The sequence below is a fragment of the Lacinutrix sp. genome (assembly GCF_023299985.1).
Classification (GTDB): domain Bacteria; phylum Bacteroidota; class Bacteroidia; order Flavobacteriales; family Flavobacteriaceae; genus Lacinutrix.
The window spans coordinates 13,193-28,294 of the sequence record NZ_JALZVX010000186.1; the positions used below are offsets into that span (position 1 = coordinate 13,193).

The following is a 15,102-nucleotide window of genomic DNA, read 5'->3' on the forward strand; positions in this document are numbered from 1 at the left end:
TATAGATAAACATCCACTTGTTGCATATCTTAATCTAGCGCTATTATTCAATAGATAAAAAATTATTATATTGTGTACAATATATCCTAATTAATGATAAGCAAAACACAATTAATTACACTATTTCTATTCGTAATCTTATTCGTTTCTAAGTCGAATGCACAAATTACTGCGACTACTGACTGCTTAAAAACTCAATCTATTCATATTGAAGATTTAGTCATGTCGTCTGACAGCTTTATCCAAACAAATTTACCAACTATTAACGCTCCAGAAAGGAAGGTTAAAAAAATATTACTTGAAAACTATAATTTCTTAAAAAACTCTTTTTCTAACAAAGATATTATAAAAAACAATGTTGTTGAACAGGAGCTAAATGCTATTGTAGACAATATTATTGAAGCTAATCCAAAGTTAAAAGATAAAAAATTTAATATGCTTTATGCTACAGAATATGTAGCAAATGCATCGTCTTTGGGTAATAACATATTTTATATTTATCCTGGCTTGTTCGAGATATTAGATAACGATCAGCAATTAACTTTTATTCTATGCCATGAGATTGCTCACCAGGTATTAAAACATTTTCAGTATTCAATAGAAGAATCTATTAGATTAGAAAAAACTGATTTAACCAATGAATCCTCATTAAATTTATTTAGAAACAAAAGAGAATTAGAGATAAATGCTGACGCTTTTGGTTTCGAGTTATATTCTAACTTAAACTACCAAGAAGCCGAAGCTATAAAAGCCTTAGAACACCTTAAAGACTCTGACAGTATTCTATATTCTAAAAATATAGACATTAAAGAGCAGTTTAACTTTAAAGACTACCCTTTTAAACGTTTCTGGATTAACAAAAAAGAACAACTCTTAAAAATTAAAAAATACAAAAGTAATTACAGGAACTTAGATTCTTTACGTACACATCCAAATGTAGACACACGTATTAGTGCAATTAAGAAAATCAATATTCCTCCTTTACAACAAATAAACACTAAAGTATCTAAACAGCATTTAACTAAAATTAAAGAATGGCAAGACGCCAACTATTTATGTATATTAAAAGATAGTAATAGGTATGACTTGCATTTATTCTTTGCCTTAGAAAAACATTATTTAAATCCTAAAAATATTTTTGCTTCAGAAGTTATAGCAAGCACTCTATTTAATATTTATAAAGCTAAAAAGGAAAAACAGTTTAGTAAATTTATTCCTCCTCCAAATGCTTTTGCTTCTAACACTAGTTTTTTAGAGTTAAAACTATTTTTAAAAAACACTGAAGCTAGAGAAATTAGAAAAATAGGACTATGGTTCTGTAACTCAATAGAAGAAAAATCGAATACATTAATAAAAATTCAAGAAAAATTTAAACGCTTAGATAAATGAAAAAAATAGTACAAATAGTATTCATATTATTAACTATCAATTGTTTTTCGCAAACAGCAAAAGCCGAATATGGTTCAAAAATATTTTCGTCTACAGGTGTTTTTACAAACAATGTTAACGAAGCTGTTGGTTATTATAACATAGGACGTTCTTCTAAAAAGAATGAAGATAAGAGCTATAACTATAAACTAACTATAAGAGATAATAATTTTAATCCAATAGCAGAAAAAGTAATTCCATTTAGTAAATGGTCTTTGTATATTGATTCTGCGTTTAATGGAGAATATATAGCATTGTGTTTTTATGATATGAAAAAAGGCGAATACTCTGTTAAAATTTTTGATAAAGAATCTAATTTATACCTAGATGAAACAATCTCTTACAAAACTAAAAAAGAAATTAACAAAACACAAAAGCAGATTTATTTAGGTGGCTTTGCAGAATCGATAGATTTTATTGGTCTAAAAAACCAAGGTTTTTTACTTACTTATCCAGGAGATTATGGTGTAGCGAGAAATGGTTTTACTACTAAAGCTGCACTAATAAATACAGAAAAAGAAGCAACGAAAAGAAATATTACAATTCCTATTAAAAGAAAACACTTTGACAAAAACACTATACTTAGACTAGAATTCTTAGCGTCAAATAAAAAAAATGTAGTACTTAAGAAGTTAGACAATCACTACTCAATAGACATTTTTGATGCAACTAACGGAAATCTTAAATTTAGTACAAAAGAAAAAGAGTTAGATTCTGTGTATATAAATAAAGCATTTTTTAAAGACTCCGGTAATTTAGTTGTTGTTGGTAATTATTATAAAGATGAAAAAGGAAGACAAAAAAATGAATCTTTAGGATTTTTCTATCAAGAATTAACGCCAGATGGTAAAGTAGTAAAACTTCATAAAAACAACTGGAAAACTGTTTTATCCAAGTTTTCTAACATTAAAGAAAACAATAAATTAAAAGATGTAGGCTATTTATATTTACACAATGTATTAGAACATAACGATGGTTTTCTTGCGGTTTTCGAAACCTACAAGCTTACTAAAAGCGCGAAAAAAATACTATTATCTAATAGTAGCATCGGTAATAAGCAACTAACCACAAACGATGCCTTTATTTTTAATTTCGATAAAGATTTTAACACTAAAAATATTAAACGCGTAGATAAGCAAATAAGTAGATGGCAAGGAGCTAATTCAATTTACACAGAAAGATATAATGCAGAGCGTGCAGCTAAATTTGGAGGGTTTGATTATTTGTACCACCAAAAAGATGTAAACAGAAATAGATTTTACTTTTATTTTTACGACTACGAACGTAAAAAACAAGCTAAAAATGGGTTTGCAATTAAAACAACAATTTTTGAAAATGGAGAGTTTTTTGAAGATAAACTGACCATATCCTCGAAATCTTCTGAACATAAAGTACTACCAGCTGAGATTGGAGAAATTTTAATTTTAGAATACTTTAAAAAAGATAAAAAATTCAACATTAGAAAAGAGCGATTTTCATTAGATTAGAAACACAAAAAATTAAGTTAGTAGCAGATATAAACTTAGTCCTTTAGGCTATCTAGACTAGATAAAAACACAATCTATATCTAAATAGTTTTTTCAAGAACGCTCTTAATTTACATTACCTTTATTATCTTTGCTTGATAAATTTCACATCACAAAAATGACAAAATTAACAATTGCACAATTATTAAAAGAAACACCGCTACAAGAAGTAGAAGTTAAAGGTTGGGTTCGCACATTTAGAGCCAAAAGATTTATTGCCTTAAACGATGGCTCTACACTTAATAATATACAATGTGTTGTTGATTTCGAAAATACAGACGAAAATACTTTAAAACGAATTACTACTGGTGCTGCTGTTCATATTAAAGGAGAATTAATAGAAAGCCAAGGTAAAGGACAAAGTGTTGAAATAGTAGTATCTACTATCGAAATTTTAGGTGATAGTGATCCGGAAACATACCCAATTCAACCTAAAAAACACTCGTTCGAGTTTTTAAGAGAGAATGCACATTTACGTACGCGAACAAACACGTTTAGTGCTGTAATGCGTTTGCGTTCAGCATTATCTTTTGCTGTACACAAGTATTTTACAGACAATGGGTTTTATAATATGCACACACCAATTATTACTGGTAGTGATGCAGAAGGTGCAGGCGAAATGTTTCGTGTAAGTACATTAGATCAAAAAAAACCTCCATTAACTGAAGAAGGTGAAATAGACCAATCTAAAAACTTCTTTGGTAAAGACACAAACCTTACCGTTTCTGGACAGTTAGAAGCCGAAACGTATGCCATGTCACTTGGTAAAGTATATACTTTTGGGCCAACGTTTAGAGCAGAAAACTCGAACACAACGCGTCATTTATCTGAATTCTGGATGATAGAACCAGAAGTTGCTTTCATGGATTTAGCAGGTAATATGGATTTAGCTGAAGATTTTATTAAATCTGTTTTGTCCTATGTTTTAGAACATAATGCTGAAGATTTAGCATTTTTAGATAAGCGTTTATTAGACGAAGAAAAAACGAAACCACAAGCACAACGTAGTGAGTTGTCTTTAATTGAAAAATTAAAATTCGTAACCGAAAACAATTTCAAACGCGTAAGCTATACTGAAGCTATAGATATTCTTAGAAATTCTAAGCCAAATAAAAAGAAGAAATTCAATTATATTATTGAAGAATGGGGAGCCGACTTACAGTCTGAACACGAACGTTTTTTAGTAGAAAAACACTTTAAATGTCCAGTAATCTTGTTTGATTATCCTGCAAATATTAAAGCATTTTACATGCGCTTAAACGAAGATGGTAAAACCGTTCGTGCAATGGATGTTTTATTTCCAGGTATTGGTGAAATTATTGGAGGTGCACAACGTGAAGAACGTTTAGATGTACTAAAACAAAAAATGGCTGTTTTAGATATTTCTGAAGAAGAGCTTTGGTGGTATTTAGATTTACGTAAATATGGTACTGCAGTTCACTCTGGCTTTGGTTTAGGTTTCGAGCGTTTAGTAATGTTTGCTACTGGAATGAGCAATATTCGCGATGTAATACCTTATCCTAGAACACCACAAAATGCAGAGTTTTAGACACACATAACATAAATAATAATTAAAACAATCTACTAATATACATATTGTAGATTGTTTTTTTTATTTTAGTAAACAATACTAGTAATCATTTAAAACTATTGTAATAAAAAGCGCTTTTTTCCTTTTCAGTATTCTTAAATTATTATTAGTATAACTTAAATCTAATTATGCTTAAACAATACTTACAGTTCAAATTATCGCAGAAATTGTCTCCGCAACAAATTCAATTAATGAAATTGATACAGTTGCCTACGCAAGCTTTTGAGCAACGTTTAAAACAAGAATTAGAAGAAAATCCTGCGCTAGACACTGGAAAAGAAGAAAAAGTAGATGAGTTTGAGGATATGGATAATACTCAAGATGAGTATGATGAGAATGACAAAATTGAAGCAGACGACATTAATGTTGACGATTATTTAAGTGATGATGAAATTCCAGACTATAGAACAAGCGTAAATAATTATAGTGCAGATGACGATGAAAAAAGTATTCCTTATGCCTCAGGAACATCGTTTACACAACATTTAAAAACACAATTAAACACCTATCGTTTAAATGATGAAGAACGTAGTATTGCAGAGTTTTTAGTTGGTAGTGTAGATGAAAGTGGTTATATACGTAGAGAATTAAGTGATATTATGGACGATTTAGCGTTCACACAAAACGTCTATACAGAAGAAGACAAAATTGAAAAGGTACTTAAAATAGTACACCAATTAGATCCAGCTGGAGTTGGTGCACGAAACTTACAAGAGTGTTTAAGTATTCAATTAAGTAGAAAAGAGCAAGCTCCAGATGTTGCTTTGGCTTCAGATATTATTAATAAAGCTTTCGAGCAATTTACCAAAAAGCACTACAAAAAGTTAATAGCTAAGTTTGACATTACAGAAGCTCAGCTAAAAGATGCCGTTCATGAAATAGAGCGTTTAAACCCAAAACCTGGTGGCAGCTATTCTGGAAATACTAGAATGATTGAACACGTAGTTCCAGATTTTGCTATTAAAATTGTTAATGGTGCATTAGAGTTAACCTTAAATGGTAGAAATGCTCCAGAACTTCATGTCTCTCGAGAGTATAACAATATGCTTAAAGGCTATAAAGAATCTAAAGAAAAATCTAAAGCGCAAAAAGATGCCGTCATGTTTATTAAGCAGAAGCTTGATGCAGCAAAATGGTTTATTGAAGCTATAAAACAGCGTCAGCAAACATTATTTGTAACCATGAGTTCTATTATGCATTACCAGAAAGAGTACTTTTTAACTGGTGATGAGCGTAATTTAAAACCTATGATTTTAAAAGACATTGCAGACGAGATAGAAATGGATGTTTCTACTGTTTCGCGTGTTGCAAATAGTAAATATGTAGATACGCCTTATGGTACAAAATTAATTAAAGTATTCTTTTCAGAATCTATGACTAATGATCAAGGCGAAGAAGTTTCGACAAGAGAAATTAAAAAGATTCTAGAAACTATTATACAAGAAGAAAATAAAAAGAAACCTTTAACAGATGAAGCTTTAGCGAAGCTTTTAAAAGAAAAAGGCTATCCTATTGCTAGAAGAACAGTAGCAAAATATCGTGAACAATTAGATATTTCGGTTGCAAGATTACGAAAGGAATTATAGAAAAATAGTTAACAATTTCAACAAAAATATATGAGTTTAAAGAAATTGAATCTTGCACTAAATAGCTTAGAATCGCATATAAAAAATCATAGCACTTCTAATCCAAAAATATCTAAAAGCGATATTGCTTGGCATATAGACATAGCCTAAAGGTTATTAATAAAGTCTCTGATGCACTACAAAATTCAGATCCTGCTACTTATAAAAAGAATTTTAGCTTTTTAGGAAAAGTGTTCTTTATTCCAAGAGAAAAAGCCAAAGCGCCTAAGCATGTTAAACCACCAGAAGTTATTTTAAAAGAAGATTTGGTTTCCAAGTAGTATTAGCTAAAACTAATATTGAAACTATATCAAGCCTTGATAAAAATGCTTATTTCAAGCATCTGCTTTTTGGTGATGTAAATACTTCTAGAATTTATAGGTTTTTGGTGTTACACACTAATCATCATTTAAAGATTATTGAGGATGTATTGAAGTAATTGATTTTAGTAACCTGACACTAACAATCGCATAGCGTCTTTTGTACCACATTTTTGTTATTTATGATATGCCTTTGCTGCACGCTCTCTATGTTTCATTTAAAATCCATCCATCAATTGAAGCTTTTAAAGTATATGCTTCGGGAGCCATTAAACCTGTAGTCCAAACTAATGGGTTAGATTTTGTTTGTTTTAAATAAGAAGAAAAATAATTTTTACTAATACAAGCTAAAATAATAGCATCTCTCTTTTTATTGTCTATTGCATTAAAATCACCTTCAACTTCAAATTCCATTAATCCATCATGACCAACATAGCCTAATAACTGTGCATCTACACCAAAGCAAAGTTCTTTTTTATTATGAATTAATTTTAGAGCATTATTACCTGCATTAGCTTCCAAAAAACCTATTGTTGTCTGTTTTATGTATTTGCCATTATAAGCATCAGCTAATAAGTAAGTATGTGAGTTTTTATGTTTGAATAGTATACGCTCTAGAATGTGCTTTTGAGAATTTAAACTTGTAGAAACTAATATCCAATCTTTACTCCGTTTAAAGTATCCTCTTACACCATACAAAGCATCCCAGTATAAATTATTTTTGGTAATTTGACCATTACCTAATTTTGCATGAACTGGAACTATACCTTGATTAATATTGTCATATAAAGCAACAAAAACATGAATGGTTTTTGGTTCTTCGTTTATTTGAGAAAAACAAAATAGGGAAGAATAAATAAAAGCTTTAGTAGTTTTTTCATTAATTATAAACGAAATACTATCAATTTTATTACAAACAAAAAACGCCTTTCCAAAAGGAAAGGCGTTTTTTAAAATTATTAGGATTATAAAAATTCCTAAACCTCGAAAGGTTCGATAGAAACATAAGACTTGTTGTTTCTTTTCTTAGTAAATTTTACAAGACCATCTACATATGCATGTAAAGTATGATCTTTTCCTTGGTATACGTTTTCACCTGGGTGATGCGTATTACCTCTTTGTCTTAATATGATGTTTCCAGCAATAGCAGCTTGTCCACCAAATATCTTAACGCCTAAACGTTTTGATTCTGATTCTCTACCATTCTTCGAACTACCAACTCCTTTTTTATGAGCCATTGTCTTAAGGTTTTATATTGTTATACTTAAGTAGTTTAGCAATTAAGCTTTACCACCATCTAATTCGTCTTGCCATTTCTTTAACTCATCCCACTTACCATCAGCAGCCATTTGAGCTTGTGCTGGCCAAGTATCTGTTACGTGGTTTCCACGAACACCTGCAATGATTTCAGAAATTTTAGAAGCTTCAGTTTTTGCTAATTCAGCAAAAGTTGAAATTCCTGCTTCTGCTAATACAGATGCAATTTTTGGACCAATACCTTCAACTTTTTTCAAGTCGTCTGCTTTACCTGTAGCTTTTTTAGCAGCTGGCTTTGCAGCAGCTACTTTTGCTTTAGGTTCAGCCTTTGGAGCAGCAGCTTTCGCTTCTACTTTAGGTTCTGCCTTTTTAGTTTCTTTTTTTGGAGCAGCTTTTTTAGCTGGCTTAGCTCCTGAAGCTACAATGCTCTCAATAATAATTTCAGTTAAGGCTTGTCTATGACCGTTTTTAACACGGTAACCTTTTCTTCTTTTCTTTTTGAAAACAATAACTTTATCACCTTGAAGGTGCTTTAAGATTTTCGCACTTACTTGTGCTCCACCTATAGCTGGGGCGCCTAAAGTAACATTGTCACCATCTGCAATTAAAAGAACATTATCGAAAGACATAGTCTTTCCTTCTTCTGCTGCTAAACGGTTAACAAAAACTTTTTGGTCTTTTTCAACTTTAAATTGATGCCCTGCTATCTCTACAATTGCGTACATTAGCGTAACGTTTTTATTAATTTGTTATATAAATAAATCTACTTTCTTCTCAGAAAGCGGATGCAAATATACTTCTAATAAATTAATCTGCAAACGTTTTTTCGTGTGATTACTAATATTTTAAGTACAAAGCTTAAAGTTTTTCATGGTTTTTTTATTAATACTTTCTTATTAGAGAGTGAAAAATGATAATTCATTGTTAAATTTTTAACATTTATAACATAAAATGTTCTTCTATTATTATTTTTGTTGTTAGTCTGTAACATATACCGTATGTTATAGACTTATATCTCAATTAACGTAAATATCACAACAATGAAAAAAAGTTTATTCTCATTAGCAGCTTTGCTTATGGCAGGATTTGCAGCTAATGCTCAAGAAGTTAAATTCGAAGAGTATGATTTAAGTAACGGCATGCACGTTATTTTACATCAAGACAATACTGCTCCAGTAGTAACAACCTCTGTAATGTATCATGTAGGTGCCAAAGACGAAAAACCAGACCGTACAGGTATGGCTCACTTTTTCGAACACCTTTTATTTGAAGGAACAGAAAACATAGCCCGTGGCGAATGGTTTAAAATTGTAACTTCTAATGGAGGAAGCAATAATGCCAATACAACAGACGATAGAACATATTATTTTGAAGTATTCCCATCTAACAGTTTAGAGTTAGGGTTATGGATGGAGTCTGAACGTTTAATGCATCCAATTATTAATCAAATTGGTGTTGACACACAAAACGAAGTTGTAAAAGAAGAGAAACGTTTACGTGTAGATAATTCACCTTACGGTAAATTTATTGAAAACGTTAAACTTAATATGTTTAAAAAACACCCTTATAAAGGAACTACTATTGGTAAAATGGCACATTTAGATGCTGCATCTTTAGAAGAATTTCAAGCCTTTAACAAAAAGTTTTATGTACCTAACAACGCTGTTTTAGTAGTTGCAGGTGATATAGATGTTGCTTCAACAAAAAAAATGATTGAAGATTACTTTGGACCTATTCCAAGAGGAGAAGATATTGTTAGAAACTTCCCAAAAGAAGATGATATTACACAAACTATTAAAGCAAAGGCTTACGATTCTAACATACAAATTCCTGCAATAATGGCTGCTTACAGAACGCCAGCAATGACAGAGAGAGATGCTTATGTTTTAGACATGCTTTCAAGTTATTTAAGTGATGGAAAAACATCTAAGCTTTACAAAAAGATGGTAGATGAAAAGAAAATGGCATTACAAGTTGGTGCTTTTAGTCAAAGTCAAGAAGACTACGGAACTTATATTCTGTTTGCTTTACCATTAGGAGACAACTCTTTAGACAATTTATTAGCTGGAATTGATGAAGAATTAGTTAAAGCTCAAAACACTTTAATGTCTGATAGAGATTACCAAAAACTTCAAAATAAATTTGAGAACGACTTTGTTAACTCTAATTCTAGTGTTTCTGGAATTGCAAACTCTTTAGCTAGATATTATATGTTATATGATGATGTGAATTTAATTAATAACGAAATTAATATTTACAGATCTATTACTAGAGAAGAAATACAAGCAGCGGCTAAAAAATACTTAAATCCAAATCAAAGATTGGTTTTAGAGTATTTACCAGAAGTTAAAGAAGAAAAGTAAAAGATAAAATAACAAAGGCAAATGTACTTTTCGCAATTCTTAACTTTAAAAGTAAAGCAAGATGTTAAAACGAAAATACCATTTGATAGCTTTAAAAAATAACAAATACAAATGAAAACAAAAATAACAGTACTAATAGCACTATTGTTACTATCTATTTCGGCTACTGCTCAAATAGACAGATCTGTGCAACCTAAACCAGGTCCAGCACCAGCAATTACATTGGAAGTTCCTGGAGAATTTAAACTTAGAAATGGACTTAAAGTCTTAGTAGTAGAAAACCATAAACTACCAAGAGTCTCTTACTCTCTAACTATAGATAACCAGCCTCAAGTAGAAGGGGACGTAGCAGGTGTTTCAGGTATACTTGGAGCTATGTTAGGAAATGGTACAACATCTATTTCTAAAGATTCTTTTAATGAAGAAATAGATTTTCTAGGAGCACGTTTAGGATTTGGATCTAGTGGAGCATTTGGTGCATCATTAACCAAATATTCTGAAAGAATTTTAGAGTTAATGGCAGATGCAGCAATGAATCCTTTATTAACCGAAGAAGAATTTCAAAAAGAAAAAGAAAAAGCAATTGAAGGTTTAAAATCTAACGAAAAAAGTGTAGATGCAGTTGCATCTCGTGTTGGAGGAGCATTATCTTATGGTAAAAAACATCCTTACGGAGAGTTTATTACAGAAGCATCTTTAAACAATATTACACTGGATAATGTTCGTGCTTTTTACCAAAAAAACTTCAATCCTAATAACGCCTATTTAGTAGTTGTTGGTGATGTAGATTTTAAAACCGTAGAAAAGCAAGTAAAAAAATATTTCAAAAAATGGGATGAAGGAATTGATATCACTAGAAATATTCCTCAACCATACAAAAACGTTAACGCAACAGAAATTAACTTTATAGACATGCCAAATGCTGTACAGTCTAACATTTCTATTACTAGTAATGTAAAATTAAAAATGGGTGATCCAGATTATCATGCAGTTTTAATTGCAAATAAAATTTTAGGTGGTGGTTTTAACTCTTACTTAAACATGAATTTACGTGAAGCTAATGGTTATACTTATGGCGCACGTTCTAGTGTTGGATCTAACCGTTATGGCGCTTCTCGTTTTACAGCTGGAGCACAGGTTAGAAATACCGTTACAGATAGTGCTGTTGTAGAATCTTTAAAAGAAATTAAAAGAATTAAAACTGAAAAAGTTTCTGCTGAAGATTTAAAAAACGCTAAAGCAAAATACGTTGGTGACTTTGTATTAGCTTTAGAGCAACCTCAAACCATAGCGAGATATGCATTAAACATTAAATTAAACAATTTACCTAAGGACTTTTACAAAACGTACTTATCGAAAATTAATGCCGTTACTGCAGACGATGTACAGCGTATTGCTAACACTTATTTTACTGAGCAAAATGCAAGAGTAATTGTTGTTGGAAAAGGAAGTGAAGTAATTGCTAACCTAGAAAAAACAGGATTACCAATTAAATATTTTGATAAGTATGCAACGGCTACAGAAAAGCCAGAGCTTGAAGTTGTACTTCCAGAAGGTGTAAATGTAAAGTCTGTTATTAATAAATATTTTGATGCTATTGGCGGGAAAACTAAAATAGACAAAATACAATCGTTAATTATTAAATATGAAGGAACCGCGATGGGATCCACTATTTTAAGTGAAGAAAAAAGAATAGATGGAAAAATAGCTCAAAATGTATTTATGAACGGTGCTCCAATGATGAGTATTGTAGCAACTAAAGAAGATGCTTTTATGAAACGTGGCGGTGCTAAAAATCCACTACCAGGAACTATGGGAAAAGATCTTTCTAAAATTGCTGGATTATTTGTTGAAGATTATATTTTAAATGAGCCAACAGCGAAAATTACAGGCACAGAAAAAATTGAAGATAAAGAGGCATACAAAATTGAAATCCCTGGAGAAACTGTTACTTATGTTATGTTTTACGACGTAGAAACTGGACTAAAAGTTAAAGAAGTTCAAACAATAAATATGAATGGACAGTCTCAAGTACAGTCTGCTATTCTTAAAGATTACAAAGAATACGAAGGTATTAAGTTTCCTGAAACTAAAGTAGGAAGCCAAATGGGACAAACTGTAATTTCTAAATTAAAACAAGTAACAATTAATAGTGGCGTATCTGCTTCAGATTTCGAATAACTATAAAACTATTTAATATCTAAAAAATCTGAAGTCGAAAGGCTTCAGGTTTTTTTTTGCTTTTTATTTACCAAAAAAACACCCAACAATATTATTGCAGAAGCAACAACCTGTATCACACTAAAAGATTCTCCATCTAGTAATCCCCAAGTTAATGCTACAATTGGCATAATATAAGTAACAGAAGACGCAAAAACAGGTGTAGAAATTTGTACCAATTTAAAAAACAACACCTTAGCCATAGCAGTACCAAACAGAGATAAAATAGCAATGTATAAAACCGATACTGCAAAGTCTGGTTTATTAAACTGCTGCGCTGTAAAAAAATCTGTAAAAAACAAAACAATAAGACCTGGAATTACAATAGGCACATAATTTCCAACAGCAATAGTTAATGGTTTTACATCTTGTAAATACCTTTTAATAATATTTACATTAGCAGCATACATTAAGGTAGAAGCAATAATAAAACCTGCAAACAAGTAGTTTTTATTTGGGTTAAGCTCTGCTCCTTTTAAAATTAACAAAGCAGTACCAATAAAACCAATAACTACTCCTAAAATCTGTCTTTTAGTAGAAGTAATTTTAAAAATTGCCAATCCCATTAAAACTGTATTTAATGGCACTAAAGAATTTAATACAGATACTACTGCACTATCAATTTCAGTTTCGGCAATAGCAAAAAAGAAAGCTGGAATAAAAGAACCCAAAAAACCAGATATAATAATCCATTTCCAATCGGTTTTTTTAATTGTTTTTATTGTTTTAAAGCCAGCCAAAAATAAAAAGAGACCACTTAACACTGTACGTAAAGCACCTAGTTGGTATGGGTTTAAACCAACTAATCCCTTTTTAATAAGAATAAAACTGGTTCCCCAAATAACAGACAGAATAATTAAGTAAGTCCATTTAGATCCTTTCATTTATAAAACATGTTGATTAGTAATGCAAAAATGAAATTTTTAACGCAATAAATAGATATAATTGTTAATTTTGTAATTGATAACTTAATAACAAAAATTGATACGCACTAAGTAAGCCATTAATAATTAGAACAATAATTAATAGTAAACTAGATACTATCAATAAAAAATAAATTAAACACATGAAAAATTTAAAAAACATATTAGCAATCGCTATTATTACAATTGCAGCTTTTAGCTGTAAAAACGAAACACAACCAGAAGTTAAAACCATAGACACTTTAGTTAAAGCAACAAAAGCTGAACTAGATCCAAATGCAACCTATGCTAAAGCCGAATTTAAAATTGAAGGCATGACATGTGCAATGGGATGCGCAAAGAGTATTGAGAAAAAAATGGCTAAAATGGAAGGTGTAAAATCTGCAACTGTAGATTTTGAACGTGAGTTAGCAATGGTAGAATACGACCAAGCTAAAGTAACACCTGCAAGTTTAGAAGGAACTGTAACTAAAGTTTCAGACACATACAAGATTAAAGATATGAAAACAGTTGATGCTTTTTCTAAAAAAGCATGTGCAGCAGATTGTAAAAAAGACTGTTGTAAAAATAAAACCGAAGCAGAAAAAATGGCTTGTGCTAAAGATTGTAAAAAGGCGTGTTGCGCTAAAGAAGCAAAAGCTTAATCTTATACAGCTTATAATTTTTAAAAAGCTTCAACATAATGTTGAAGCTTTTTTGTTTGGAAAAAAGAGTTATACCTTTATGGAATAACATCAACACAAAACTGACGATAACCTGATTTATTTGCGGGATGTCATCTATATATGTGATGATATAAGGAGTTGGAAAAAATTATGAGAAACGAAAAGGTCAGTCTGTTAATTTTAGTTTTTGCAAGCCTAATTTTTGGTTGTGAACAAAAAACTGAACCAAAAAAATCTAAATTTAAAGTTGCTCAAGACTACTCTGAATTTGCAACGGAAATGGAAAATAATGACACTCTGAATGTCGGAGTTGTTTTATCAATGTGTATGTGGATTGAATATGACCAATTACAAATCACGAAATCAAATGACAGCGTTTTTCTTCAATTAAAAGAAAAACGTGTTATGCACGATGAACCTGTTCATTTTAATAAAGTTGTTTATGAATTAAAGAACGACTCTTTGAATTTGGAAAAAATGATGACTGATTTCGATATTAATTATCAAAAAGAGATAAGTAGTCCTTTTTTCGTAATAATTAACCCAAAAGAAAAAGACACAATTTTATTAAGAACAACTGGACTTAGAAACCGTGGATTTAATATTGAACGCTACCAAAGAATAATGTTTGAATTGTATCCTAAAGAAATGGAAGATTATCGAAATGAATATTTAATTCCACCACCAGAACCGATAGAAATTGAGGAAACCATAATGGAAAATTAAATACATTTAACAAAACAGCACAACCCTAAAAATGATAAAAAGCATCTTCTAAATGCTCAATCTTAAACTTATTATTTTCTTTTACAATAGCAACAATATCAAAACGCACTTCAAAATCTAATCCGTTTACGTTTACATACTCATCTACCGCTTTCACTAAGTTTTGAATTTGTTTTGGTTTTACAAAATCTTGAGGATTGCCAAAATCTGTAGTCGAGCGTGTTTTAACCTCTACAATTGCCAGCGTTTCTTTAATTTGTGCAATAATATCTACTTCGGCTTTCTGGAATCTATAGTTTCGTTCTAGAATGTGATAGCCTTTTTTTAATAAAAAATCTACCGCAAGTTGCTCTCCTTTTTTACCAAGTTCGTTGTGTTTTGCCATAATTCCTGCGCAGGCAGGAATCTCATCCTACTAACTAAATTTAATTTTATTATTTTCTGTCATTCAGAACAAG

At 30.7% G+C, this 15,102-nt stretch carries 14 protein-coding genes; 9 read left to right on the forward strand and 5 right to left on the reverse strand.

Features of this window, described 5'->3' with window-relative positions; all coding sequences use genetic code 11:
• The first annotated feature begins 93 nt into the window (after positions 1-93).
• The 5 genes from Q0C58_RS10080 (at position 94) to Q0C58_RS10100 (ending at position 6,451) form a co-directional block, all read left to right on the forward strand.
• Positions 94-1,389, forward strand: coding sequence for a M48 family metalloprotease (locus tag Q0C58_RS10080; protein WP_290700880.1), 1,296 nt, complete (start codon positions 94-96; stop codon positions 1,387-1,389).
• Entirely contained in the window at positions 1,386-2,915 is a 1,530-nt protein-coding gene (locus Q0C58_RS10085; RefSeq protein ID WP_290700883.1) for a DUF6770 family protein, read from the forward strand. Before Q0C58_RS10080 ends, Q0C58_RS10085 begins: the two co-directional genes overlap by 4 nt.
• A gap of 157 nt (positions 2,916-3,072) precedes the next feature.
• A complete protein-coding gene (asnS, locus tag Q0C58_RS10090) occupies positions 3,073-4,503 on the forward strand; it encodes an asparagine--tRNA ligase (protein WP_290700886.1) in 1,431 nt (476 codons plus the stop codon).
• 170 nt (positions 4,504-4,673) lie between these two features.
• Entirely contained in the window at positions 4,674-6,131 is a 1,458-nt protein-coding gene (gene rpoN, locus Q0C58_RS10095; protein WP_290700889.1) for an RNA polymerase factor sigma-54, read from the forward strand.
• 128 nt (positions 6,132-6,259) lie between these two features.
• Complete coding sequence (locus Q0C58_RS10100; RefSeq protein ID WP_290700892.1) at positions 6,260-6,451, forward strand: hypothetical protein; 192 nt, start codon at positions 6,260-6,262, stop codon at positions 6,449-6,451.
• A gap of 246 nt (positions 6,452-6,697) precedes the next feature.
• On the opposite strand, the gene Q0C58_RS10105 is transcribed toward Q0C58_RS10100, so the two are convergent.
• From Q0C58_RS10105 to rplU, 3 genes are all read right to left on the reverse strand, one after another.
• A complete protein-coding gene (locus tag Q0C58_RS10105; RefSeq protein WP_290700895.1) occupies positions 6,698-7,189 on the reverse strand; it encodes a hypothetical protein in 492 nt (163 codons plus the stop codon).
• Positions 7,190-7,467: 278 nt separating this feature from the next.
• Positions 7,468-7,728 carry a 50S ribosomal protein L27 gene (gene rpmA / locus Q0C58_RS10110; protein WP_290700898.1) on the reverse strand — a complete coding sequence of 87 codons (261 nt, stop codon included), beginning with the start codon at positions 7,726-7,728 and terminating at the stop codon, positions 7,468-7,470.
• Between the two features lie 42 nt (positions 7,729-7,770).
• Positions 7,771-8,472: a 50S ribosomal protein L21 gene (gene rplU / locus Q0C58_RS10115; RefSeq protein WP_290700900.1), complete on the reverse strand. Its 702-nt coding sequence runs from the start codon at positions 8,470-8,472 to the stop codon at positions 7,771-7,773.
• A 315-nt stretch (positions 8,473-8,787) separates the two neighbouring features.
• On the opposite strand from rplU, the gene Q0C58_RS10120 reads away from it, so the two are divergent.
• A complete protein-coding gene (locus tag Q0C58_RS10120) occupies positions 8,788-10,110 on the forward strand; it encodes a pitrilysin family protein (RefSeq protein WP_290700902.1) in 1,323 nt (440 codons plus the stop codon).
• Positions 10,111-10,221: 111 nt separating this feature from the next.
• The gene (locus Q0C58_RS10125; RefSeq protein WP_290700904.1) at positions 10,222-12,291 is read left to right on the forward strand and encodes an insulinase family protein; all 2,070 of its coding nucleotides are present in this window, start codon (positions 10,222-10,224) and stop codon (positions 12,289-12,291) included.
• A gap of 44 nt (positions 12,292-12,335) precedes the next feature.
• Here Q0C58_RS10125 and Q0C58_RS10130 read toward each other — a convergent pair whose 3' ends face one another.
• A complete protein-coding gene (locus tag Q0C58_RS10130) occupies positions 12,336-13,214 on the reverse strand; it encodes an EamA family transporter (RefSeq protein WP_290700907.1) in 879 nt (292 codons plus the stop codon).
• Between the two features lie 182 nt (positions 13,215-13,396).
• Between Q0C58_RS10130 and Q0C58_RS10135 the strand changes: the two genes are divergently transcribed.
• Positions 13,397-13,897 carry a heavy metal-associated domain-containing protein gene (locus tag Q0C58_RS10135; RefSeq protein ID WP_290700910.1) on the forward strand — a complete coding sequence of 167 codons (501 nt, stop codon included), beginning with the start codon at positions 13,397-13,399 and terminating at the stop codon, positions 13,895-13,897.
• A gap of 171 nt (positions 13,898-14,068) precedes the next feature.
• Positions 14,069-14,644 carry a hypothetical protein gene (locus tag Q0C58_RS10140; protein ID WP_290700913.1) on the forward strand — a complete coding sequence of 192 codons (576 nt, stop codon included), beginning with the start codon at positions 14,069-14,071 and terminating at the stop codon, positions 14,642-14,644.
• A 25-nt stretch (positions 14,645-14,669) separates the two neighbouring features.
• On the opposite strand, the gene Q0C58_RS10145 is transcribed toward Q0C58_RS10140, so the two are convergent.
• Positions 14,670-15,029, reverse strand: coding sequence for a YraN family protein (locus tag Q0C58_RS10145; protein ID WP_290700916.1), 360 nt, complete (start codon positions 15,027-15,029; stop codon positions 14,670-14,672).
• Positions 15,030-15,102: the final 73 nt, after the last annotated feature.

Coding starts and splice junctions, on each gene's coding strand:
- Q0C58_RS10080 (WP_290700880.1), top strand. CDS start 94: ATGATAAGCAAAACACAATTAATTACACTATTTCTATTCGTAATCTTA.
- Q0C58_RS10085 (WP_290700883.1), top strand. CDS start 1,386: ATGAAAAAAATAGTACAAATAGTATTCATATTATTAACTATCAATTGT.
- asnS (WP_290700886.1), top strand. CDS start 3,073: ATGACAAAATTAACAATTGCACAATTATTAAAAGAAACACCGCTACAA.
- rpoN (WP_290700889.1), top strand. CDS start 4,674: ATGCTTAAACAATACTTACAGTTCAAATTATCGCAGAAATTGTCTCCG.
- rpmA (WP_290700898.1), bottom strand. CDS start 7,728: ATGGCTCATAAAAAAGGAGTTGGTAGTTCGAAGAATGGTAGAGAATCA.
- rplU (WP_290700900.1), bottom strand. CDS start 8,472: ATGTACGCAATTGTAGAGATAGCAGGGCATCAATTTAAAGTTGAAAAA.
- Q0C58_RS10120 (WP_290700902.1), top strand. CDS start 8,788: ATGAAAAAAAGTTTATTCTCATTAGCAGCTTTGCTTATGGCAGGATTT.
- Q0C58_RS10125 (WP_290700904.1), top strand. CDS start 10,222: ATGAAAACAAAAATAACAGTACTAATAGCACTATTGTTACTATCTATT.
- Q0C58_RS10130 (WP_290700907.1), bottom strand. CDS start 13,214: ATGAAAGGATCTAAATGGACTTACTTAATTATTCTGTCTGTTATTTGG.
- Q0C58_RS10135 (WP_290700910.1), top strand. CDS start 13,397: ATGAAAAATTTAAAAAACATATTAGCAATCGCTATTATTACAATTGCA.
- Q0C58_RS10140 (WP_290700913.1), top strand. CDS start 14,069: ATGAGAAACGAAAAGGTCAGTCTGTTAATTTTAGTTTTTGCAAGCCTA.
- Q0C58_RS10145 (WP_290700916.1), bottom strand. CDS start 15,029: ATGGCAAAACACAACGAACTTGGTAAAAAAGGAGAGCAACTTGCGGTA.